The following is a 23423-nucleotide window of genomic DNA, read 5'->3' as shown; positions in this document are numbered from 1 at the left end:
TTTTTGAGGAATAAATAATGACAGTACGCAATAACAAGGTAATGATGATGAGCAACCGCATGTCTTCTGCTTTTGCCATTTCAGCACTGGCAGTCAGTATGGTGGCTGTGACTAATAGTGCTCATGCTGCACAGCGCATCGATAATGTCTCTGTAGTACAGACCGCACCTGCAGTGACGCAAATGCGTTTGGGCTTTACAGGATTGCCAGTATTGCCTGCAGCCTATCAGCTTGATAATCCTAGTCGCTTAGTCCTAGATTTCGAACAAGTACAGAATGGGCTTGCTAGTCGCTTTAATGAATATAATATCGGTGCGATTAATGACGTTACTACGCTAAGTAGTGACAGTACCACGCGCCTCATTGTTGGTTTAAAAGAATCAGGAAATTATACAACAGCGATTGAAGGCAATGATTTATTGCTGACCATCACTGACCCTAATCGTCCAGTTATTACCAGCGACCCGATTCAAGATGTACTTAATAACAATAATAGTATGACAACAACCGCTGTCGTTACGCCTATTGTTGAGAGTTCTACCGTACCAGTGGCACCTGTACGTACCACAAGCAAGGTTGTCGTGAAGAACGAAATGCCAGCTGATACGATGGTGGTCAGAGTAAATCCGCTTTTAAATCCTCAATTGGCAGCTTCACAAGTAAGCAAGCAGTATAGCTATGATGGGTTAAGCGCAGTCAATTTTTCAGCAGGTAACGACGGTGGCGGTAATGTTAGCATGGTACTTGCTAACGAAGCTATTCCAGTAGATGTGCAGCGCCAAGGTAATAAACTTGTCGTACGTTTTACTGGTAGTACGGTTCCGAGAAACTTGTTACGCCGATTGAATATTAATAGTGGTCTTGTTGGTAGTATTGATACCAAAAACCAAGGACAGAATGGCGTCGTCACCATTAACATGAATGACGATTATGAGTATCAAGCCTACCAATCAGGTAACCAGTTAAATATTGGTATTAAAAAGCCTGAGCTGTTACGTGAGCCGACGCTGGAAGAAAGAGTCTATAGTGGCGAACCGCTATCTATGGAATTCCAAGATGTTGAGGTTCGTAGTGTCTTAGATATTTTGGCGCAGTTTACTGAGATGAATATCGTGGCAAGTGATTCTGTTGCTGGTAACATTACTTTGCGTTTGATTAATGTTCCTTGGGATCAAGCTCTCGATATTATTTTGAAAAGTAAAAATCTAGGCAAGCGTGAAAATGGTAATGTGATTTTGGTTGCGCCTTCTACTGAGCTCGCTGAGCAAGAAGCACGTGAACTAGAAGCGCAGCAAGCTGTCCAATCTTACGCACCCCTACGTACTGAGTACATTCGTTTAAGCTATGCAAAAGCTCAAGATGTCTTAACGCTTATTTCGCAAGGTAGCGGCGCGACCGGTAATAATAGTGGCCTATCAAATCGTGAGGATAATAATACGTTATTATCCAATCGTGGTACGGTAACAGTTGATGAACGTACCAATACTTTGATTATTAAAGACGTTGCTGACAGTATCGAAAATATCCATAAACTAATCAGCAAAATTGATATTCCTGTTCGCCAAGTTATGATCGAAGCACGTATCGTTAGTGCAACTGATAGCTTCAGTAAAGAGATTGGTGTTCGTTGGGGTATCTTGTCAAATGGTGCCGCCAACAACCGTAGCTTATTGGTTGGCGGTAGCGATCAAACCTTATGGGATTTGAAAGATTTTGATGTAGAAACGACGACCGTTAATGGTCAAACCGTTTCTTATCCTTCTTATGACATTAGTCGTCCTGATAACTTAAACGTTGATTTGGGTGTTTCCAACCCAGCAGGTAGTATCGCCTTTGGTTTGCTCAGTATGTCTGATGTAATGCTAGATCTTGAGCTGTCAGCACTGCAAGCGGATAACCGTGGTGAAGTTATTTCTACACCTAAGATTTTGACAGCTGACAAGCAGACAGCAAAGGTCTCTTCTGGTACTCAGATTCCGTATCAAGAAGCATCAGCCAGTGGTGCGACAACAACCAGCTTTAGAGAGGCTGCATTAAGTCTAGAAGCGACACCAAACATCACACCTGATGGTAAAATTGGTTTGCAATTGGTCATTACCAATGGCACGCCGACTATCATCAATAATCAGGTTGCTATCTCTGAGGATTCTATATCAACCAATGTTATTATTGAAGATGGTCAGACAGTGGTGCTAGGCGGCGTCTTTAAAAACCGTACCAATAACGAAGTAACTAAGGTCCCTTTCTTAGGTGATTTGCCTTATATTGGTCGTGCTTTCCGTAAAGATGTACGAAGCAACGACAAAGAAGAGCTACTTATTTTCGTAACTCCAAAGCTTATTAATGATGGTACGAGTCGTCTGAACTAGTCCTAAAGCGGTTAGCTAGTTGCTAAAAAAAGTAAGCCCTAGTGCTTACTTTTTTTATGCGCGAGATTAGTGGTTTTCGTATTGTAATATCTATGTATGTACCGATGAATAGTGTGCTCTAAATTTTACTCACAATAATCACGGCTCATTACTAGCCAGAATAACAATGACGTTGTATCATACCTAATTTAGCTGAGTAAGTATTATGGGGCAGGAATTACCGTCGGTGTTTTTAGTGGGTCCGATGGGAGCAGGGAAGACGACAATCGGAAAACTGCTTGCCAAGCAGTTAGGTCGCACCTTTGTAGACAGCGACTGGTATATTGAATCGCAGACAGGTGCCGACATTGCTTGGATATTTGCCAAAGAAGGTGAAGCAGGTTTCCGTGAGCGTGAAACGCGTGCCATTGATGAATTGACCCAAAACTCTCAAATCGTATTAGCGACCGGTGGCGGTGCAGTCATGTGTGCTGAAAACAGAGAGTTCCTAAAACAGCGTGGCATTGTCGTTTATCTTAACGCACCGGTTGAGGTGCAACTAGCCCGTACCTCTAAAGACAAGTCTCGACCATTATTGCAGCAGCCTAATCCTAGAAAGATATTGCAAGATTTGTATAGTGCTCGCGATCCACTCTATCGCCAAGTCGCCCATATTATTATGCCTACTGGTCACACGTACCCACGCCACATGGTCAATCAATTGATGCAGCAGTTAGAATCATTCGTCGATTGCACTACCGACGCATCAGCGCACCAAGAAGACTAGTAATAGACTGGCAACTACGATATTGATATGCAGACTCAATTACTTTTACCTCATTAGAAATGCTTTAGGAGTATCACATGGTAATGCCGTTTCATGATGGCCTAATAGTTCATACGCAAAGTCATGATTATCCTATTGTCATTACTGAACAATCTGCGACTGGACAATCTGCGACTGAGCATAGCAGTATGGCGAAGCAAATCACGCCTTATATCAGTGGCCGTCAGGTTTTGATTGTTACTAATGACACTGTGGCGCCTTTATACTTAAAAGCATTAGAAGATGAGTTAGGAGAGCAGTTTACGGTAAAGGTGTGCGTACTGCCAGATGGTGAACAATACAAAAATCAGGCAAGTATTGATCAGATTTATGATGCACTGATGACAGAACACTTCAATCGTGATGTGACACTTATTGCCCTTGGCGGTGGTGTAGTCGGAGATATGACTGGCTTTGCTGCTGCTAGTTTTATGCGCGGTGTCAATTTTATTCAAATTCCAACGACGCTATTGTCACAAGTGGATTCTAGTGTTGGTGGTAAAACAGGTATCAATCATCCGCAAGGTAAAAATATGATTGGTGCTTTTTGGCAGCCGCAAATGGTGCTTGCTGATATGAGTACGCTTAAGACACTGCCTGCGCGTGAGCTATCTGCTGGAGTAGCTGAGATTATTAAATATGCCCTTATCATGGATGAGGCCTTTTTAACGTGGCTTGAAGCAAACTTACCTGCAATGATGGCGCTTGACTTGGCAGTACTTGGTGAAGCTGTAAAGCGCTGCTGTCAGTACAAAGCCGATGTAGTGGCACAAGACGAAAGAGAGTCCGGTGTGCGCGCGCTATTGAACTTTGGTCATACTTTTGGTCATGTGATTGAAACACATGAAGGCTATGGCAATTGGTTACATGGCGAAGCAGTAGCGGCTGGCATGGTACAAGCAGCTGAGCTATCGCAAAAAATTGGCTGGTTAACTGATGATGAAGTTGTACGTATTAAGCGTGTTTTAGAATTGGCAAACTTACCTATTACGCCACCAGCTATCGATGTAGACACTGCTTTAGATTTAATGGGACACGATAAAAAGGTGAAACACGGACAAATCCGCCTAATTTTGTTAAAATCAATTGGCGATGCGGTAATGACTAATGAGTTTGACAGCCAGTTATTGCACGAAGTTTTGTCAAAACATAGCGCGTAACGTCTCAAGAATTATCGTTTATATATTTATACTAAAATCTCGTACTTATAGCCAACTGGTTAGCTGTACCTCTGTTTGAATAAGCATTTATATTATGCTGTAAAACATGTGTTTACCAAGGACCGCCTCATGGCAACATCAAAAACAAAAACGCGTACTGCTAGCCAATCATACAGTCGTCAAGCACTGATTTGGCTAATAGTGACCCTACTTTTAGGGGTGGTCACAGCGTTAGTATGGATGTTTAGTCAAACGCCAGCCATGGGTGCCAAAATTGAGAATGCACCAATATCAGCGCCAGAGATTTTGAATGAAGAGTTTGAGCAACCATTAAAAGTCGAGTCGCTACATGAGCTAGATACGGATGTACAACCGATTAATTTTGATGCAACGATTCGAGATTTGCGCGATTATCCTGATGAGTTTAAAGACAAGCGTTATCTGCTAGCTAATAAAGGCAAGTGGACTGTTCAAGTAATGAATGTCGCTGAAAACGATGTGATTGTCAGTTACCTAGAAGGCCGTCAAGATCGCGATAAATTTGCTTATTTCCGTTATCTTGATGACGAAAAGCAAGTCCGTTATATGCTGACTTATGGGATTATGAGTAGCCCGCAAGAAGCGGTAGGAGCAGCAAAGCTAATAGACTTTAAGTTACCTACGAATGTACGTGTACTGCCAGAAGAGATTAACCGGTATGTCAGTATCATTGATAATTATGAGCGTCCTGATCCAGTAAAAGATTTGAGTACGAAACGTACACGTGCCGTCGATTTGAAACCTACCAAGCGTGAAGTGCCTGCTCGTTTGCAAGAAGAAGCTGATGACGCCGCTGCTCAAGCAGCTAGTGCTAATAATAATCGAGGTAACCAAGAAAGCGCTAATAGTAGCAGTACTCAAGAGAGTATTCGTCAGTCAGTAGATACCTCTGCCACACTGTCTGTTAGTGAAGAGCGTACGGTTGGTGGTGAGACGCAGACAATATCTGAAACATCGCCAAAAGAAGAAAACAACGCAAGTAAGCCTGCGCCAGAAAACAAAAAGCCTGCGGCACCAGCGGAGAATTCTACTAGTAAGAAGCCACCAGTCGTGCCAACGCCTAAGCCCCCTAGTAGCACGAACAATAATTCAAATGCTAATGGCAAAAGCGCTAACGCTAACCCTCCCAAAAATAATAGCGACAGTATAAAAGCGCTAATAGAAGACAAGAGTAATTAGTTTTTGTCTGATTAATTTAACCCACTAGCTATTTGTTTAGTGGGTTTTTTTAGCACTATACGAAGAAGTTTATCTTCATAATAAGCGGCAAGCTACTACTGTTAAGTATTATCAAAGCCTTTTGCTAAATGTCATTTATATGGCTTGCATTAAAATTTTAATAGCAGTTTTATTTGTTTCATAACCAATAGTAATAAGTCCTCTTACAATTTATGGCTGATGAATCGATAGAAAAGACTAGATTTTTCGACAATCATTAACTAATATAACTGTGGGCGACGTTCTGTATAGTTATCGTAAAAAATGTCTATTTAACAACTATTTAGTGGTTTTTTCTTAGTTTTTAGAGTTCTTTACTAAATATTATTGTCTCAAGCGCGGTTACTTACTATCTATAATAAGGTTATCGTAAGTGACGCAACCTCTCTTATTGTCACTCTTTTTAGGGTAAACAAAGTGCTTGAATACAGAGCGTCAGATATTCAAGATAAACAAGTGCACTGTTATTAAGTTATTGTATGCTTAGCTTTAAATGCTAGACATGACAACATAACAAATGATGCTTAAATGAATGGCATTAGATATCACTGATTGAGTAACTGGCATTTAAGGGCGTAGATTCTCCCGTTGCCAAGGGCTGCTACTTACTATCTTTTGATACACGGACCACATGTCAAGACATCAGCTAATGACCAGGAGGGTCAAGGGTTTTACTTTCTCTTAAAGTATGATGTCTATCGAGCATTGCGCTATTTGCCAATTCGAACACACGAATATCCACTATCAGCCCGTTCTGCTTACGGGTACCAACTTATACTCCGCATTGGAAATGTAAGTTGCCCGTCTACTTAAAAGGACAAGCTATGTCAATGATTTCCTCACAAACACACCTGGCCACGCCAGATGATTTTTCTGATAATTGCGGTTTTGGCCTAATTGCCCATATTGAGGGTGAAGCGAGCCATGATTTGGTAAAAACTGCCATTCATAGTTTAAGTTGTATGACACATCGCGGCGGTGTTGCTGCTGACGGTAGAACTGGTGATGGTTGTGGCTTATTATTAGCGACGCCTACCGATTTCTTTAAACAGATTGCTGCTGAGCAGCAATTTGCCATTACGGACAACTTTGCTGTCGGTATGGTGTTCGTTAATTTAGATAGCGATAAAGCCAAGCATAGCCAGCAAGTGTTAAGCGATGAGATTGCCGCCCAAGGATTAGAAGTGGCTGGCTGGCGTGATGTACCACTCGACTTGAGTATTGTTGGTGAGATTGGTCGTGAGACATTGCCAGACTTTAAGCAAGTGTTCGTTAATGCGCCAGATGATCTAGCTGCTGATGATTTCAACCGTAAGCTGTTTGTTGCACGTAAAAAAGCAGAGCAGCGTTTGACGGATGATGAGCTATTTTATGTCTGTTCATTGAGTTGTCAGACCATTATTTATAAAGGCTTGGTAATGCCTTCAGATTTACCAGCGTTTTTCTTGGATTTGCAAGATGAGCGTTTGGCGTCACATATCGTAGTATTCCATCAGCGTTTCTCAACCAATACCTTACCGCGCTGGCCACTGGCACAGCCATTCCGTTATCTTGCGCACAATGGTGAGTTAAATACCATTACAGGTAACCGCAACTGGTCTAAAGCCCGTACGCCAAAGCTAAAATCAGACAAACTGCCTAACTTGAATGAGCTGACACCACTTGTAAATAGTACCGGTTCAGATTCATCAAGCTTAGATAACATGCTCGAAGTGCTTATGTCTGGCGGTATGAACCTATTCCATGCAATGTCTATCTTGGTACCCCCAGCGTGGCAGAACGTTGATAGCATGGATATGGATCTGCGTGCGTTTTATGAGTTTTACTCACAGCATATGGAAGCGTGGGACGGTCCAGCAGGTCTAGTCATTCAGGATGGACGCTATGCGGTCTGTATGCTCGATAGAAACGGTCTGCGACCGTCACGTTGGGTAACCACTAAGAATGGCTATATCACTGTTGCATCAGAAGTGGGCGTTTGGGATTACGAGCCACAAGATGTATTAGCAAAAGGTCGCGTTGGACCTGGTCAAATGCTGGTCATTGATACGTTAACAGGTCAAATTTTAGATACGACGGCTATTGCAACTTTACTAAAAACGGCGCATCCATATCGCAAATGGTTGCGTGAAGAAGCGACGCGTGTCCGTGATGATGAGCGTCTAGAAGAGACATTGGCAACGCAAGCGTGCCGTGGTGATAAGCTCAAAGCGCTACAAAAAATGTATCACATCACCAATGAAGAGCGCACAGAAATCATTCGCCCTAATGCTGAAAATGGTCAAGAACCAGTCGGCTCAATGGGTGACGATACGCCAATGGCTGTACTGTCGCAGCAAATTCGCCATGTCGGTGATTTTTTCCGCCAGCAGTTTGCACAGGTAACCAATCCGCCAATCGATCCATTACGTGAATCAATCGTGATGTCGTTGCAGACCTGCTTAGGCGCTGAGACTAACGTATTTGCACCATCTGCGAGAGATGCTCATCGTATTATTTTGTCATCGCCAGTATTGTCAGCCAGCAAGATGCAGCAGCTTGAAACTTTGGATGATCCAGCGTTTAAGATGGCTCGCATTGATCTGAACTATGACCGTACTTTAGAACTATCTGATGCCATCGTGGCTATTTGCGAAGAAGTGGCAGATAAAATCCGTTCGGGCAATACCTTGATCGTACTGTCTGATAAAGAGATCGATGCAGACAAAGTACCCGCCAACGCCATTATGGTAACTGGTGCTGTGCATCATTATCTAATCGCGCAAGGTATCCGTACCGATGCTAATTTAATCATTGAGACAGGTCTTGCCCGTGACTCGCATCAAATAGCGGTATTGATTGGTTTTGGTGCAACTTGTGTATATCCATATCTGGCATACGATGTCATTGATGATTTGGTCGCGACTGGTGAGCTACTCGGTGATCCGATTCAAGCCCGTGTTAATTTCCGCAAAGGCTTAGATAAAGGTTTGCTGAAAATCTTATCAAAAATGGGTATCTCTACCATTGTTTCTTATCGCGGCGCGCAGTTGTTTGAAGCAGTCGGCCTATCAGAAGAAGTCGTCAATTTATGCTTTAAAGGCGTACAAAGTCGAATCAAAGGCGCTACCTTTGCAGACCTTGCTGCTGATCAAGCGCAACTGGCTGCCAATGCGTTTAAGCGTCGTGCCCCTCTAGATCAGGGTGGTCTGCTCAAATTTGTCTTCAACAAAGAGTACCATGCCTTTAATCCTGATGTGATTAATAGCCTGCATACTGCAGTACGTACTGGTGATTACGATAATTACCGTAATTATGCTGATTTAGTTAATAGCCGTCCGGTCGCGACCTTACGTGATTTGTTGCAACTGAAAACTGACAACAGTATCGATGTCAATGAAGTGGAAGATATCTCTGAAATCTTGACGCGTTTTGACTCAGCTGGCATGTCACTAGGCGCGCTATCTCCTGAAGCGCATGAGTCGATTGCGATGGCTATGAATACCATCGGTGGTCGCTCAAACTCTGGTGAAGGCGGTGAAGATCCTGCGCGTTACGGCACATTGCGCAACTCAAAAATCAAGCAAGTTGCCTCTGGTCGTTTCGGGGTCACACCTGCCTACCTTCGTTCCGCTGAAGTCATGCAGATTAAAGTAGCTCAAGGTGCCAAGCCTGGTGAAGGTGGACAGCTACCTGGTGGTAAAGTCAACGCGCTGATTGCACGCTTACGTTATTCAGTGCCAGGTGTAACCTTGATTTCACCGCCGCCGCATCATGATATTTATTCTATCGAAGATTTGGCACAGCTGATTTTTGATTTAAAACAAGTCAATCCAGATGCATTGGTATCGGTTAAATTGGTCTCACGTCCAGGTGTTGGTACGATCGCGACAGGCGTTGCAAAAGCCTACGCCGATCTGATTACTATCTCGGGCTATGACGGTGGTACGGCAGCGTCTCCGCTATCGTCTATCCATCATGCAGGCTCACCATGGGAGCTAGGTTTGGCTGAGACTCATCAGTCTCTACGAGTGAACGGGTTACGTGATAAGGTGCGTGTCCAGACTGACGGTGGTCTAAAAACAGGACTGGATGTAGTAAAAGCTGCTATCTTGGGTGCAGAAAGCTTTGGCTTTGGTACCACGCCGATGATTGCAGTTGGTTGTAAGTACCTACGTATTTGCCATTTAAACAACTGTCCGACAGGTGTTGCTACTCAAAAAGCCAAGCTGCGTGATGAGCATTTCATTGGCGAAGCAGAAATGCTGATTAACTTCTTTAAGTTTGTCGCGACCGAAACACGTGAATGGTTGGCAGCGCTAGGTGTTCGTAGTATGGAAGAGCTGGTTGGTCGTACTGACTTGCTTGATATCTTAGAAGGTAATACGGATAAGCAGCGTCATCTTGATTTAACGCCATTGCTATTTAGTCACCCAGCCAGCGTAGGTAAAGCACAAACTTGTCAGGTTGAGCGTAATGAGCCGTTTGATAAAGGTTTGCTTGCTGAGCAGATGATTAGCGATATGCTTGTGAACATTCGCAAAGGGGCAGGCGGCGATTATAGCTATTTCGTTGGTAACTGTGACCGCTCTATCGGTGCTCGTATTTCTGGTGAGATTGCGCAAGTCTGGGGCAACCTTGGCATGAGCGATATGCCAATTAAGCTTCGTCTAACTGGTACCGCAGGACAAAGTTTGGGCGTGTGGAATGCTGGCGGCTTAAATATCGAGCTTGAAGGCGATGCCAATGACTATGTGGGTAAAGGTATGGCAGGCGGTGAGATTGTGATTTATCCGCCAAAAGATTCAGGCTTTATCGCACAAGAAACGGCCATCATCGGTAATACCTGTCTCTATGGTGCAACTGGCGGTAAGCTATACGCTGCCGGTACAGCAGGTGAGCGTTTTGGCGTCCGTAACTCTGGCGCACACGCAGTCATCGAAGGCACAGGCGACCATTGCTGTGAGTATATGACTGGCGGTATCGTCACGATTCTGGGCCGTACTGGACTTAACTTCGGTGCTGGTATGACGGGTGGTTTTGCGTATGTACTCGATATGGAAGGCGACTTCTTTGACCGTTGCAACCATGAGCTAATCGATCTAAACCGTATTTCAAGCGAGCAAACAGAAGAGCATCGCATTCATTTGCAACAAGTGATTGAAGCTCATGTAGATAAAACAGGCAGTGCATGGGGTCAGACAATTCTGAATGACTTTGAGCACTATGTTCGTAAGTTCTATTTGGTTAAGCCAAAAGCGGCGAACATTGCAAGCCTTCTTAAAACTACCATGGCCGACCCACAATAGCCGATACGTAACTGCCTATCGTATCAATGGATTGCATTGATAGAATGTATTGATGGATCGGCAGTCGCTTTGATTAGGTTAGCCAGCGTTCCGTTTTTAGAGACGTTTTAACTCACAGGTTTTCAGCAGGTACGTGACAGCAGCGATATATGTCTTAAATTTTAGACAAACCAAACATCGCTGACTGTCGCCACCCACTGCAAAAGAGCCTTATATAAAAGAGATAGCACCATGGCAAAACGCTTAGAAAATAACTTCCAGTTTTTAGATGTACCGAGATTTGATCCAACCAAAAAAGACATTGCAACACGTTCAACAGAGTTTGTTGAAATTTATAAACCTTTCGAAAATGAAGCCGTTGCCCAGCAAGCGCATCGTTGTCTTGAGTGTGGTAACCCGTACTGCGAGTGGAAATGTCCAGTACACAACTATATCCCTAACTGGCTAAAACTGGCCACAGAAGGTCAGATATTTCAGGCAGCTGAATTGTGTCACCGTACCAATACCTTACCTGAAGTATGTGGACGAGTTTGCCCGCAAGATCGTCTGTGTGAAGGCGCTTGTACGTTAAATGATGGTTTTGGCGCAGTGACCATTGGTAATGTCGAAAAATATATCAACGATACCGCGTTTGCACTTGGTTGGCGTCCAGATATGTCTGAAGTCGTTTGGACAGATAAAAAAGTCGCTATCATTGGCGCAGGACCAGCAGGTTTAGGTTGTGCGGATATCTTGGTCAGAAATGGTGTCAAACCAGTCGTCTTTGATAAGCGCCCTGAAATTGGTGGCTTACTGACATTCGGTATCCCTGAGTTCAAAATGGAAAAAGATGTCATGCGCAATCGTCGTGTGATCTTTGAAGACATGGGTATCGAATTCCGTTTAGAGACAGAGATTGGTACAGACGTCACGATTGATGAGCTATTGGCTGAGTATGATGCGGTATTTATGGGTATGGGTACATACACCTATATGCGCGGCGGCTTTGCTGGTGAAGAGCTGACAGGCGTCTATGATGCACTAGATTACCTGATTGCCAACGTGAACCGTTGCAATGATTGGGAAAAAGACGCTGAAGAGTACATCGACTTTAAAGGTAAAAAGGTGGTAGTACTTGGTGGCGGCGATACAGCAATGGACTGTAACCGTACCAGTATCCGTCAAGGCGCCGAAAAAGTAGTTTGTGCCTATCGCCGTGACGAAGAAAACATGCCAGGTTCACGCCGCGAAGTGGTCAATGCTCGCGAGGAAGGCGTCGAGTTCTTATTCAATCGTCAGCCAACCGAAATCATCGGCTTAAATGGTAAAGTTAACGGCGTAAAAGTCGTTACTACTCAGTTGGGTGCACCAGACAACCGCGGTCGTCAACGCCCTGAACCGATTCCCAATTCTGAAGAGATCATCCCATGTGATGCAGTCATCATGGCCTTTGGTTTTAGACCAAGTCCTGCTGATTGGTTTGAGTCTCAGCAAGTGGGGATGGACAGCTCTGGTCGCGTACTAGCAGCCGAAAAGCAAACCTTCAAATTCCAGACCCAAAATCCTAAAATCTTCGCTGGTGGCGATATGGTGCGTGGTTCTGACTTGGTTGTGACCGCGATTTGGGAAGGCCGCGAAGCTGCGGAAGGTATTCTAGACTACCTTGAAGTGTAATACGCTAGCGCAATAGACTATTACTCATTAATACTGATGCAGTTCTCAATGAAGAATTTGACGAGTCATTTAATAAGTAATCTTCAATAGCGTAGATTTCAATATAGTGTGCTAGGATATTTTTTATAACGCCTTTTACCTGTGAATAATAGGTAAAAGGCGTTATTTTTTGCCCGTCATTTTGCTGATAGAATATCAACTTATACTTACCGCTAGTTATTGAGATTTTTAATAATCCTTTACTAAAATGTCTCACCTAAACATTCCACCCAAAAAGAGTAGCCTTGCGTGAAACCCACCCTTTATCAGCGTATTACTGCTCCATTTGTCGAACCTTATGTTCGCTACCAACATGCAGATATCCTACATGCCACTCGCCTAGGCACAGCTGTGATATTGGCCCTATTGGTCAATAAAATCACCAATCTTCCGCACGGTGAATGGACGACTATTACCGTATTTATTATTCTAGGGTTATTGCAATACCAAGGCGCTATTTATACTAAGGCGAAAGAGCGCGTGATCGGTACTTTGTTAGGTATTGGTACTGCGCTTGGGGTGTTATGGTTTAATCAGAACGCAGGCGCATGGTTGTGGGTGGACTATGCGCTCATTGGTCTGCTCAGCGGCATCATTGGATATTTAGCCGTCAGGCAGCTTGGGTATACAGGGCTGCTAACGGGCATCACTATGTTGATGATTGTCTCTGATTTAGGCAATAATAGCATTGGTCAAGATGGTATCTACCGCGCCTTAAATATCTTACTGGGGACAGGCGTTTCGGTAGCAGTGACGCTAATTTTGCCGCTCAAATCAACGTTAATGTGGCGGTTCTTATTGAGTAGCAACCTTGACGCTTGTAGTAGCCTCTACGCGGGTGTAGGCCATCATATTGACGCAACGGATGGAGTAGTGGACGATTCTGTTCAAAAATTAAACCCCGTGGCTTTTCCTGTTAAGGAAGTACCCGTTGATAGAGCGTTGGTCACAGCGTTACAGCAGATTAATAAACGTCTACTGGCTGTGCGTCCACATATTGCGGCGACAGCCAGTGAGTCAGGAATCGAAAAAGAAACGCTAGAGACGATTCAACGTACCCACCGTAATATTATTGGAACGATTGATCTACTGTTAAGTGCGGCACCGCGCTTGGCAAATATCGAAATTGATGAAGAAAACCACGTTCTATTGGTACATTATCAGCATGAGCTAACCCAAGCGATGCAACATATGGCAGCGGTGTTACGTAGTCCAAGCGATGAAGTATTTCGACCCATTACTCGTATTGCTGTCTCGGAGTATCCAAGCGTACAGCACCTAGCATTTGAGTGGCAGGGCTATTTTTGGTTGACCCAAACCTTGCAAACTCAGTTGCAGCAGCTGAGTGATTTACTGCAAACATCGAAACCGCATTGGTTTGCTGCATCTGGTCTGGGCTATCAACGCCGCGAGCAGCGCCGAATGAAAGAGCAGGGCGGCGAGACAGATTTACATTTATAACGCAAAAAAACGCTGACCATTTAGGATCAGCGTTTTTATTTTTCAAAGACTACTTTATTTTAAAGTGCTACATCAAAACTATTAACGACCCGTCTTTAGCTTATCCCAGTACTGTTGATACACTTGCAACGCTTCATCGCCTACATCTTCTTGGAACTCAGCTTTTGCTAATACTTCTTTAGAAGGATAAATCGTTGGATTGTTTTGGACGCTCTCATCCATCAGCTCACGCGCTGCTATGTTTGGTGATGCGTAGCCAATCTCTTCGCTGACGATTTTTGCATTTTCAGGACGTAATAAATAATCAATAAACTTATGTGCTGCATCAACTTGCTTAGCATTTTTTGGAATGACAAAATTGTCCATCCATAAGATAGCGCCTTCGGTTGGATACTTATAAACCAAGCTAGTCAAACCTTCGTCATTGGCCATGACTGCTTCACCATTCCATGTCATACCAAGCGAAGTCTCACCTTCAATATACGGCATACGTGTCGCATCAGAGTTAAAAGTTTTGACGTTTGGCATCAACGTGGTGAGCTTATCGTAAGCGGCTTCGATTTCGTCAGGATTGCTACTATTACCTGAGTAGCCAAGAGTCAGCAGTGCCATACCGAATACTTCACGCACGTCGTTAGTCAGCATCACCTGACCTTTATACTTAGGATCCCATAGGTCATTCCAGCTATTGACAGTTTTCGGATCGACACTGTCACCGTTAATAGCGAGACCGGTGCTGCCCCACATATAAGGGATAGAGTATTTGTTGTCAGGATCGACTTTGGTATTGGTAAATGAGGTATCAAGGTTTTTGAAATTGCTCAATTTAGATTTATCTAGTTCTTGCAACAGTCCTTCTTTCGCCATTTTTTCGACGTAATAAGTCGATGGAATCGCTAAGTCATACTGACTAGAATCATCCAATAGTTTGAGCTTGGCATACATCGCTTCGTTAGAGTCAAATGTGGTGTAATTAACTGAGATGCCAGTCTCTTCTTCAAAACCATCTAAAATCTCTTGCGGCATATATTCTGACCAGTTGTAAAGGTTCAGCGTCTCATTGCTCGCCGCAGCGCTGCCATCCGCTGCATTGTCAGAGTTGCTACAACTGGCAAGCACCAAGCCGACAGCTACAGCTAGTAATGCTTTTGGCACTATGCGACCGATACTAGCCGAGGTGTGAGTAGTTGGATGGGACGATGATAAATGGGTCAAAATATCTCTCCTAAATAAAGATAATGCAAATCAGAAAAATTCAATAAAAAAGCCAAAAAGATAAAAGCCTGACATGGCCAATAAAACTATTATGGTCATTAATTTGTACAATTTAAAGGGTTGTTATTAAGGTAATACTTAACAATACTAATAAAAATAGCCAGTTGGGCTAATGAGATGAGTAGCAAGACTAACTGAATGACAGCTAATTCTGAGTAGAATTGCTAGCGAGCTGCTAACCTCGAATCGAAAAAAGATAGCATATAACCATGCTATGATTGGCGCAGGCCGAAGTATGACGAACATCATTTAAGCAGATATCATCCTTTGGCTCTAAGACACCAACCATACCATAATAATAAAGGATACAGCACAATGACCGAAAGTACCTCAACTCAAAACACCTTGAATAAAAGCCACTCAGTTATACCGGCATTGCTTACGGATAAAGTCGCCATAGTCACTGGTGCCAGTCGAGGGCTTGGTGCACAGATTGCACAGCAAATGGCAGCAGCAGGCGCTATCGTTTGCGTCAACTACCTCAATAGTAAACAGGCTGCTGAGGCGGTAGTGGCTGACATCATCGCGACAGGCGGTCAAGCATTTGCTTATCAGGCGGATGTCACTGAGCTTGAGCAAGTACAAGCCATGGCAGCTGAAGTCATCACTCGTCATGGTCGTATCGATATATTGGTCAATAATGCTTTGCCGAATTATCAGTTCAATCCAAGCGCTGCGTACACCAGTATTGAAACAGTAAAGTGGTCGCATTTTTCACAACAAATGGACGGTATCGTTAAAGGCGCAGTCAATACGGTGCAAGCGGTGTTGCCGCAAATGAAAGCGCAGCAAGTAGGCAAAATTATCAATATATCAACCAATCTTGTCTACAACCCAGTGGTGACCTATTACGATTACACCACAGCCAAGTCAGCATTGATTGGACTGACCCGCAACCTAGCGAGCGAGCTTGGACAGTATGGTATTCGGGTTAATTTGCTAGCAGGTGGCTTATTAAAAACCACCGACGCAAGCAGCTTAACCACTGAAGAGGTATTTGACTATATCGCGACTACGACGCCGCTGCGCCAAGCGACTTCGGTAGCTGACTTTGCCAATTCAGTATTGCTCATGGCATCTGATTTGAGCATGGCTATTACTGGACAATCTATCGCTGTCGATGGTGGCTTAACCATGCCTTAATTGAGGCTTTAGCTAATGCCTTAACGTTCTATTAAATTTGTAGAAGAAAAGAAACGATCGTCGACGTAATGAAATCATCACCGCTACAGTTTTCATTTGTATTTTCTATATAAAACTAGCCCATAACAAAAAGCCCATACTAGTCAGCTAGTAAGGGCTTGTTTTAAATAAACATTAATGGCTTTATGTGCCTGAACAATCTTACGACTTTATTGCTAACTGATTGAGCACGGTTTGAATACCATACTCTTCGATCGTCCCAGTGACAAAGTCAGCGCGTTCTATTAAAGCTGGCTGTGCATCTCCCATGGCCACAGCAAACCCAACCAAGTCGAACATTTCTAAGTCATTCATACCATCACCAAATGCCATACACTCGCTTGCATCTACCGCATAGTACTCGCACATATCTCTGATACCGCGAGCTTTTGATGCCTCTGCTGGCAAGATATCGGCACCAATCTGATGCCAATGTACCAACTTTAAATCATACTGAGCAAAGTCGATATCCTGCATTTTTTCTTGCTGATTATTAAAAAATACCGAGCATTGATAGACGGTATTTATTTTGTAGTACTCAGGGTCAAGGATCGAATTGGGTGTGACCGCATTGAACTCGCGCAAACGTTCATTTTCACCTGACCAAGCGATATGAGTGGCAGAGTCAAACTTATGAATCAAATCACTCTGCTGGCATAGGCGTACGATTTTATCTGTCTGTTCAGCCGTTAGCGGGTAGTGGCTGATTCGGCCGCTTTTATCAAAACTATATTGTCCATTCATACAAATAATGGCGTCCAATATATCTGCATCAAGCAACGCTAGAATATCTTCAGGCAATATGGCTTTAGAACGACCAGTCGAAATCACTAGTTTAATATCGGTATCTGCAAGCTGCTCAAGCGTCGCTTTATTATGTTCAGCGATAACACCGTTACGGCTCAAGGTATCATCGATGTCAAAAAAGATGATTTTTGGGGTCGAGATCTTAGTAGTCATACTTTCTTTGGCAATCTTATCTTCGATAAACATGATGATCCTATTATTTTTAGTCGTGTAGATACAATGATTCAGATACTACTACAACATACCCAATCAGATAAATACCTATCGAGTAACCTATGATGCTACAAGTATGCTTATTGAGACAGTATTTGGATGTAGCCTGTAGAACCGCTCATTGCTTGTCCAGAGGATTAACAAAAATGCTAAACGATATGATTAACTTAACCGTGTCTATGTATTATAAAGTTATATTCAATTATCAAAAACAATCTACCAAATAAGATGGACTCTCGTTATTAATGCATCAGCTACCTAAAGGAATAAGTATGAAATTCTTTACCTTAAAATCGGTTACAGTTTTGGCAACAGTGGCTTTATCTGCTAATGCTTTTGCAATGGATGTTAAATTTAATGATGCTGCTTGGGATGGCAAAAAAGTACCTGAAGGTCAGCAATGTCTAAATTATAATGGCAAAAGTCCAGCCACGCCTAGCATGACTGTTTCAAACATTCCTACAGGAGCTGAAAGCTTGGTATTCGTCTACAACGATGTAAGCAACAAACGTATGCAGCATGGTGGACATGGTATCGTGGAATTTGCATTACCAGAGGGTGCTACGAGCGCAGAAGTGCCACGAGTATTTGGTCATACTTACGAAGTACCAGTCGGTATTGAGATGGTCGCAGAATACCGTAACCGTAAAGGTGAGGCGGGCGGTGCATATAAGCCGCCTTGCTCTGGCGGCAAAAACCATCTGTATACGGTAGATGTACAAGCATGGCAAGGCGACTCGGTACTTGCTGAAACAACAGTTGAGATGGGACGGTATTGATACGTTAGCTATTCAATTAGTATGCAACAAAGTCGTCTATACAAAACTGTTTATACATGCCGTAGACGGCTGTTTATTGAGGGTAGGTTATGTTTTATATACCTATAAATGCGTTAACTCAACAGACATTAAAGACCCTGATAAATGCTTGTAGAATTTAGTCTATAAGTAAACATGACTTAGTCATATAAGTGCGTTGAGGCAGGGCTATAGGAGAATATAGATTAGGCTTGTTAACTATTGGAATAATGCCAAGATACTGAACGTGACAACTTTGTAGTATAATTTTACTACTATGGATATCGGTATGCTATATCATTGAAACTTCTATGTTATAAATCTAAAAAAATCATAGCAAATGGTAAAAAACGTTATTAATTATACTTTATCTTGAAGTATACCTTGATTTGAATGAATTTTTTATAAATAAGGTTTCTTATGAACATAACGACAAGCCAACCTTCAGAAGATAGAAAAAGGCATGGCGAACATATTCTTATCCACATGACATATATCGCCAAAAATGTCGATCTAGATTCTGGGATTGAGCTGACTCGCGCACTTGAGTACTGGCGCAGATATTTTGAAGAAAACGATATCGTTTCAGCTTTAGTCATTAGTGAAGGTTATTTCGTTCAAAGTTTTCAAGGAACAAGACCTGCTATCAATACTGCCTTGGAAAAGATACTTGACGAGCATTCAACTATTGTCCATAATATTGTGAATATAGAGGAAATAGAATCGCGCCAATGGAATGGGTTTTTAGTTAAACATCTAACCTCAAGCGTTGAAGATGAAGAGCATGCTCTAAAGAACTTCTCAGCAGGCTCCGACTACAATCCTTATCTAATGAAAAGCTCTCAGATTGAAAGCTTCTTGAAGGCAGTTTTTGAAAATGCTGAATCTAATTAACTTTAAATGAATAGCATTTAGTTTTTAAGCATTTACCTCTTAGAATAGGTAATAGCCACTTGCCCTAGCTAGAATAGAAAAGCCGTCCATACGTTTGTTTTGTATAGGCGGCTTTTTGTTGAAAGCAAGTTAGCAGTAGCGGTAAAGGATGTTTTCTTAGCAATTGGACAGAATATTGGCGGATGTTCATAAGTGACTATTCATACCTGACTCTTGTAGGATTTAACTACTAAAAATGACCTAGTGATACCTGTTTTTGCCATGTTATTTTAAGCTATGGATGATAAGAAGCTGGTCAATTCTCAAGAGTTTTATTGATTATACTTTATGATAAAGTGTATATTAATTTATATACCTATTATATAAATGGATTTTCTTATGTATATAACGACCAACCAAGCACCTGACGGAAAGTGCCGAAGATGAGGAGTATGCCTTAAAAAGTTTCTCAGCAGGTTTTGACTTCAATCCTTATCTAATGAAAAGTACTCAGATTGAAAGCTTTTTGACAGCGATATTTGAAGGTGGTTAATTCAGAAATTATAGATGCGTAGTATGCGTTCAGTATAAAGACTGTCTGCTCTAACCAGCATAAGAAAGCCGTCTATACTTGTGTATAGACGGCTTTTTGTTCGATTGAATTTATTATTAAAAATTTATTTTCCTAATGCTACCAATGTTCCACCCCGAAAAATTGACACCATCATCAACTAGTAAATTATCATTATTAGGCTCGAACGGACTTATCCCTGACATGATAAGGCCATTTATTTTATCTTTTTGTTCGTCCGATAAACTGTCCCACCATATAGGTGAAATAAATGTATTTTCAGCAACTCCAAAAAAGAACCTTATTAGCGCACTAAAAATTTTCTTTGGTTCTAAAGCTAATAATGATTCAATAAAGGTTAATACTTTGGTAGAGTTTTTAGACCAACTGAAAACCACATACCCTTTGCCATCACTAGAAAATGAATTAAAAACTAAGTGCTCAGCAACAATATTTAAGTCACCTAAATCTTGGATTAAATTTCCATCAAAGTCATTCATAGGGGCAATAATTGAAGAGACAGCGACAGGCATAGGTGATGTTGAATCAATAATAAGATGGCTTAAATTGCCAATTGATTTTCCTAGAAGTTGGTCATCAAGTTGAGATTTAAGATTCGATAATTCTGCAAGAGCAGCATTAGTTCCTGTTTCATGATTTGCAGCAAATTTTTGAATCAACATTTGAACTAATAGGCTCTTACCTTTATCACTATTTTTAGCGAAATCAGAGGTGTGAAGCCCTCCTTCTTTAGCATAAATCTCTTTTGCTACTGAACGGCACATTAGAGCTAAACACTGTTCTTCATCTCCAATAAACTCTCTATCTTCAATACAAGAGAAAAGGGACTTATCATGTTTGGAACAGAAACCCTTAAAGGTAGAAGCTTTATTAATTCCTATTTTTTCTGGAATTAACTCCCCTTTGTTTCTTGCTATATTTGCGAAGTTTATTTTTAACCCTAAAACATGGTTACTTTCATCTGCAATTTCTTTTAGGCTACTGCTTTTTGAGACAGTATGAGCATTAATGATTTTTTGACTACACTCATGTTTTAAATCAGCGGGGGCATAACAATATTTTCGTGAAGCATTTTTCTGACTATGACCAATAGCCTCGCCTTTACTCACAGGAGTTTCGTTTTCACGTCCATAGTGGCAACGTTTAAATTTCTTTCCTGAACCGCACCAACACTTATCATTACGTCCTGTTTTCATAGGTTTCTGCTTATATTTAATTTGCTAAGAAAATATTCGATATCGCGTAGGCTGGGTGAAGTTTATGATATGCAACACTACGAACATGCGAGCTAAACGTTTAATATGTTTGAGGATTTATCTAAGTTATCCAACTTCAACACTCGTCACATTCTGAAAGCCTCTTGGCAGCTGTCCACCACGATTACCGCGAACACCCGTATAGTTAGCCAAATCATTTGGCTTGAGTGTCACATGGCGTTTGCCAGCAGTAATGACAAGGCTGTCTTGCTGACTAAGTGGTGTGATAGCAAGTACTTCCTCACCGTCTTTCAGTTTGATAAGTTTGTTCCCTTTACCGCGAGCTTGTTCAGGCAAATCATCGAGGGCAAATATCAGTAGATACCCTGCATTGGTTGCAACGGCAACATGATCAGGTGTCACGCGTATATTGCTATTTTCACCTTCTGTATTAGCGGCCGTCTCTACTGGTACGTCGATACGTGCAACAGGGAGCAAGCGACTATCAGTTGCTAAGTTAATAACGTTTTTACCAGCTTTTTGGTTGCTATCGAGATTACCAATGGTATTGATAAAACCATAACCTGCTGAGCTGGCAAGGATAATGCGTTGCTCGTTATCACCCGTTAGTAGCTGCTCAAAGCTGGCACCTGCTGGCGGCTTTAATACGCTAGTCAATGGATCACCTTGACCACGTGCAGATGCTAAATTATGCGCATCGATACTATAGCTGCGTCCTGTACTGTCGAGTACGTAAATCCTTTCGTTTGATTTGCCGCGCACGTGCGCTTGATAGCTGTCACCTGAGCGGTAACTCATACCAGCAGCATCGACATCATGACCTTTAGCTGCGCGAATCCAACCCGCTTTCGATAAGATGGCAGTGACCGGCTCACTTGGTACGAGGTCTGACTCTTTTAATGCTTGCGCTTCTTCACGCTCTGCTAATGGTGATACACGCTCATTGCCATGTTCTTTCATATCGGCAGTAAGCTCATCGATCATCAGATTGGTTAGACTGTCTGGATTGTCTAAGTATTCTTGAATGATGGCACGTTCGGCAGCAAGTTCATCTTGCTCGCGGCGCAGCTCAATCTCTTCTAATTTTGCCAACTGACGCAAACGAATATCCAAGATAGCATTGGCTTGAATGTCAGTCAGGTCATAATCCTGCATCAAGGTCGCTTTTGGATCATCCTCTTCACGAATGATGCGAATCACTTCATCAATATTCAGATAAGCAATCAGTAAGCCCGCCAAGATATGTAAGCGTTTATCGATTTTATCTAGGCGATATTGCAAGCGTCGCGTGACCACCGAGCGGCGACAGATTAACCATTCTTCCAAGACTTCTTTTAAGTTTTTGACCTGCGGCTTACCATTTAAGCCAATCATATTCATATTGACGCGGTAATTGCTTTCTAGGTCAGTACTGGCAAACAGGTGACTCATGACACGATCGACATCGACTCGCGTTGAGCGCAACTCAAGGACGATACGGCAGGCATTTTCGTGATCTGATTCATCATGAATATCCGTCACCCAAGGCAGCTTTTTATCGGTCATAAGCTTAGCTATTTGCTCTTGGATTTTGTTGCCTGACACTTGGTAAGGAAGCGCATCAATGATGACGAGGTTTTTTTCTTTAGGGTCAACATGAAAGGTGGCACGCATCTTATAACTGCCGCGTCCAGTCTCATACATCGCTTGCAAATCTTTTTTGCTAGTGATGATTTCCGCTGGTGTCGGTAGGTCAGGTGCAGGTATCGATTGGGTAAGCTGCTTAACCGATAGCTCTGGGTTTTTAAGCAATCGAATAGCCGCACGTACCACTTCATTAAGATTATGCGGTGGAATATCGGTTGCCATACCAACCGCGATACCTGTCGTACCGTTCAATAAAATATTAGGCAGGCGGGCAGGTAGGGTCGTTGGTTCTTGCATAGTGCCATCAAAGTTATCTTGCCAATCGACCGTGCCTTGTCCCAATTCTGCGAGCAACGTATTGGCATAAGCCGACATTTTAGCTTCGGTATAACGCATCGCGGCAAAGGATTTCGGATCATCTGGGCTACCCCAGTTACCTTGACCAGTGATGAGTGGATAGCGATAGCTGAACGGTTGAGCCATCAGTACCATGGCTTCATAACAAGCGCTGTCACCATGCGGATGGTATTTACCCAATACATCACCGACCGTACGCGCGGATTTCTTCGCCTTGGCAGAGGACTTTAGCCCAAGCTCGCTCATGGCATAGACGATGCGACGCTGGACAGGTTTTAGACCATCGGCGATATTTGGTAGCGCCCGATCCATGATGACGTACATGGCATAGTTGAGATAGGCCTGCTCAGTGAACTCTGCGACTGAACGAGTATCCATCGGCTCATTGGGAATAATTGGGGCGATCGTATGATCAATAACATCAGACATAAAATAGGATTCACTTATCAGTT

At 42.7% G+C, this 23423-nt stretch carries 14 protein-coding genes; 10 read left to right on the top strand and 4 right to left on the bottom strand.

The genetic code is table 11. From position 1 onward, the window contains the following. Window positions 1-17: 17 nt before the first annotated feature. From ACS8FA_RS27000 to ACS8FA_RS26970, 7 genes are all read left to right on the top strand, one after another. Window positions 18-2369 (top strand): type IV pilus secretin PilQ, encoded by a 2352-nt coding sequence (locus tag ACS8FA_RS27000; RefSeq protein ID WP_439266541.1) that lies wholly within the window; start codon window positions 18-20, stop codon window positions 2367-2369. A 205-nt stretch (window positions 2370-2574) separates the two neighbouring features. Next, complete coding sequence (aroK, locus tag ACS8FA_RS26995) at window positions 2575-3135, top strand: shikimate kinase AroK (RefSeq protein WP_102093188.1); 561 nt, start codon at window positions 2575-2577, stop codon at window positions 3133-3135. Window positions 3136-3212: 77 nt separating this feature from the next. After that, on the top strand, window positions 3213-4334 hold the full coding sequence (gene aroB, locus ACS8FA_RS26990) for a 3-dehydroquinate synthase (protein WP_439266544.1): 1122 nt from the start codon (window positions 3213-3215) through the stop codon (window positions 4332-4334). Between the two features lie 129 nt (window positions 4335-4463). Then, window positions 4464-5552 carry a hypothetical protein gene (locus ACS8FA_RS26985; protein WP_439266546.1) on the top strand — a complete coding sequence of 363 codons (1089 nt, stop codon included), beginning with the start codon at window positions 4464-4466 and terminating at the stop codon, window positions 5550-5552. 863 nt (window positions 5553-6415) lie between these two features. Then, window positions 6416-10879, top strand: a complete 4464-nt coding sequence (gene gltB, locus ACS8FA_RS26980; protein ID WP_439266548.1) for a glutamate synthase large subunit — start codon at window positions 6416-6418, stop codon at window positions 10877-10879. Between the two features lie 231 nt (window positions 10880-11110). Beyond that, entirely contained in the window at window positions 11111-12532 is a 1422-nt protein-coding gene (locus ACS8FA_RS26975; RefSeq protein ID WP_102090376.1) for a glutamate synthase subunit beta, read from the top strand. A 288-nt stretch (window positions 12533-12820) separates the two neighbouring features. After that, on the top strand, window positions 12821-14032 hold the full coding sequence (locus ACS8FA_RS26970) for an FUSC family protein (protein ID WP_201568655.1): 1212 nt from the start codon (window positions 12821-12823) through the stop codon (window positions 14030-14032). A gap of 81 nt (window positions 14033-14113) precedes the next feature. Here the strand turns inward: ACS8FA_RS26970 and ACS8FA_RS26965 are convergent, their stop codons facing one another. After that, a complete protein-coding gene (locus ACS8FA_RS26965) occupies window positions 14114-15247 on the bottom strand; it encodes an ABC transporter substrate-binding protein (protein WP_439266550.1) in 1134 nt (377 codons plus the stop codon). Between the two features lie 375 nt (window positions 15248-15622). Between ACS8FA_RS26965 and ACS8FA_RS26960 the strand changes: the two genes are divergently transcribed. Then, complete coding sequence (locus tag ACS8FA_RS26960) at window positions 15623-16450, top strand: 3-oxoacyl-ACP reductase (RefSeq protein WP_439266552.1); 828 nt, start codon at window positions 15623-15625, stop codon at window positions 16448-16450. A gap of 201 nt (window positions 16451-16651) precedes the next feature. On the opposite strand, the gene ACS8FA_RS26955 is transcribed toward ACS8FA_RS26960, so the two are convergent. After that, complete coding sequence (locus ACS8FA_RS26955; RefSeq protein WP_439266554.1) at window positions 16652-17482, bottom strand: HAD family hydrolase; 831 nt, start codon at window positions 17480-17482, stop codon at window positions 16652-16654. A gap of 299 nt (window positions 17483-17781) precedes the next feature. Between ACS8FA_RS26955 and ACS8FA_RS26950 the strand changes: the two genes are divergently transcribed. Both ACS8FA_RS26950 and ACS8FA_RS26945 read left to right on the top strand, forming a co-directional pair. After that, entirely contained in the window at window positions 17782-18288 is a 507-nt protein-coding gene (locus ACS8FA_RS26950) for a hypothetical protein (protein ID WP_439266556.1), read from the top strand. 438 nt (window positions 18289-18726) lie between these two features. Further along, a complete protein-coding gene (locus ACS8FA_RS26945) occupies window positions 18727-19200 on the top strand; it encodes a BLUF domain-containing protein (RefSeq protein ID WP_439266558.1) in 474 nt (157 codons plus the stop codon). A gap of 648 nt (window positions 19201-19848) precedes the next feature. On the opposite strand, the gene ACS8FA_RS26940 is transcribed toward ACS8FA_RS26945, so the two are convergent. Together ACS8FA_RS26940 and parC are read right to left on the bottom strand one after the other, a co-directional pair. Further along, entirely contained in the window at window positions 19849-20967 is a 1119-nt protein-coding gene (locus tag ACS8FA_RS26940) for a YecA family protein (RefSeq protein WP_439266560.1), read from the bottom strand. Window positions 20968-21093: 126 nt separating this feature from the next. Then, entirely contained in the window at window positions 21094-23400 is a 2307-nt protein-coding gene (gene parC / locus ACS8FA_RS26935) for a DNA topoisomerase IV subunit A (protein WP_439266561.1), read from the bottom strand. Between the last annotated feature and the right edge of the window lie 23 nt (window positions 23401-23423).

This window comes from Psychrobacter sp. 1Y1, assembly GCF_051847395.2.
Lineage (GTDB): Bacteria > Pseudomonadota > Gammaproteobacteria > Pseudomonadales > Moraxellaceae > Psychrobacter.
Note: the sequence above shows the minus strand (reverse complement) of the source record. Positions and strands in the feature narration are given on the sequence as shown.

What these genes read in the sequence shown, in the direction of transcription:
- parC (WP_439266561.1), bottom strand. Translation starts at nt 23,400, where the DNA reads ATGTCTGATGTTATTGATCATACGATCGCCCCAATTATTCCCAATGAG.
- ACS8FA_RS26975 (WP_102090376.1), top strand. Translation starts at nt 11,111, where the DNA reads ATGGCAAAACGCTTAGAAAATAACTTCCAGTTTTTAGATGTACCGAGA.
- aroB (WP_439266544.1), top strand. Translation starts at nt 3,213, where the DNA reads ATGGTAATGCCGTTTCATGATGGCCTAATAGTTCATACGCAAAGTCAT.
- ACS8FA_RS27000 (WP_439266541.1), top strand. Translation starts at nt 18, where the DNA reads ATGACAGTACGCAATAACAAGGTAATGATGATGAGCAACCGCATGTCT.
- aroK (WP_102093188.1), top strand. Translation starts at nt 2,575, where the DNA reads ATGGGGCAGGAATTACCGTCGGTGTTTTTAGTGGGTCCGATGGGAGCA.
- ACS8FA_RS26950 (WP_439266556.1), top strand. Translation starts at nt 17,782, where the DNA reads ATGAAATTCTTTACCTTAAAATCGGTTACAGTTTTGGCAACAGTGGCT.
- ACS8FA_RS26985 (WP_439266546.1), top strand. Translation starts at nt 4,464, where the DNA reads ATGGCAACATCAAAAACAAAAACGCGTACTGCTAGCCAATCATACAGT.
- ACS8FA_RS26940 (WP_439266560.1), bottom strand. Translation starts at nt 20,967, where the DNA reads ATGAAAACAGGACGTAATGATAAGTGTTGGTGCGGTTCAGGAAAGAAA.
- gltB (WP_439266548.1), top strand. Translation starts at nt 6,416, where the DNA reads ATGTCAATGATTTCCTCACAAACACACCTGGCCACGCCAGATGATTTT.
- ACS8FA_RS26945 (WP_439266558.1), top strand. Translation starts at nt 18,727, where the DNA reads ATGAACATAACGACAAGCCAACCTTCAGAAGATAGAAAAAGGCATGGC.
- ACS8FA_RS26955 (WP_439266554.1), bottom strand. Translation starts at nt 17,482, where the DNA reads ATGTTTATCGAAGATAAGATTGCCAAAGAAAGTATGACTACTAAGATC.
- ACS8FA_RS26960 (WP_439266552.1), top strand. Translation starts at nt 15,623, where the DNA reads ATGACCGAAAGTACCTCAACTCAAAACACCTTGAATAAAAGCCACTCA.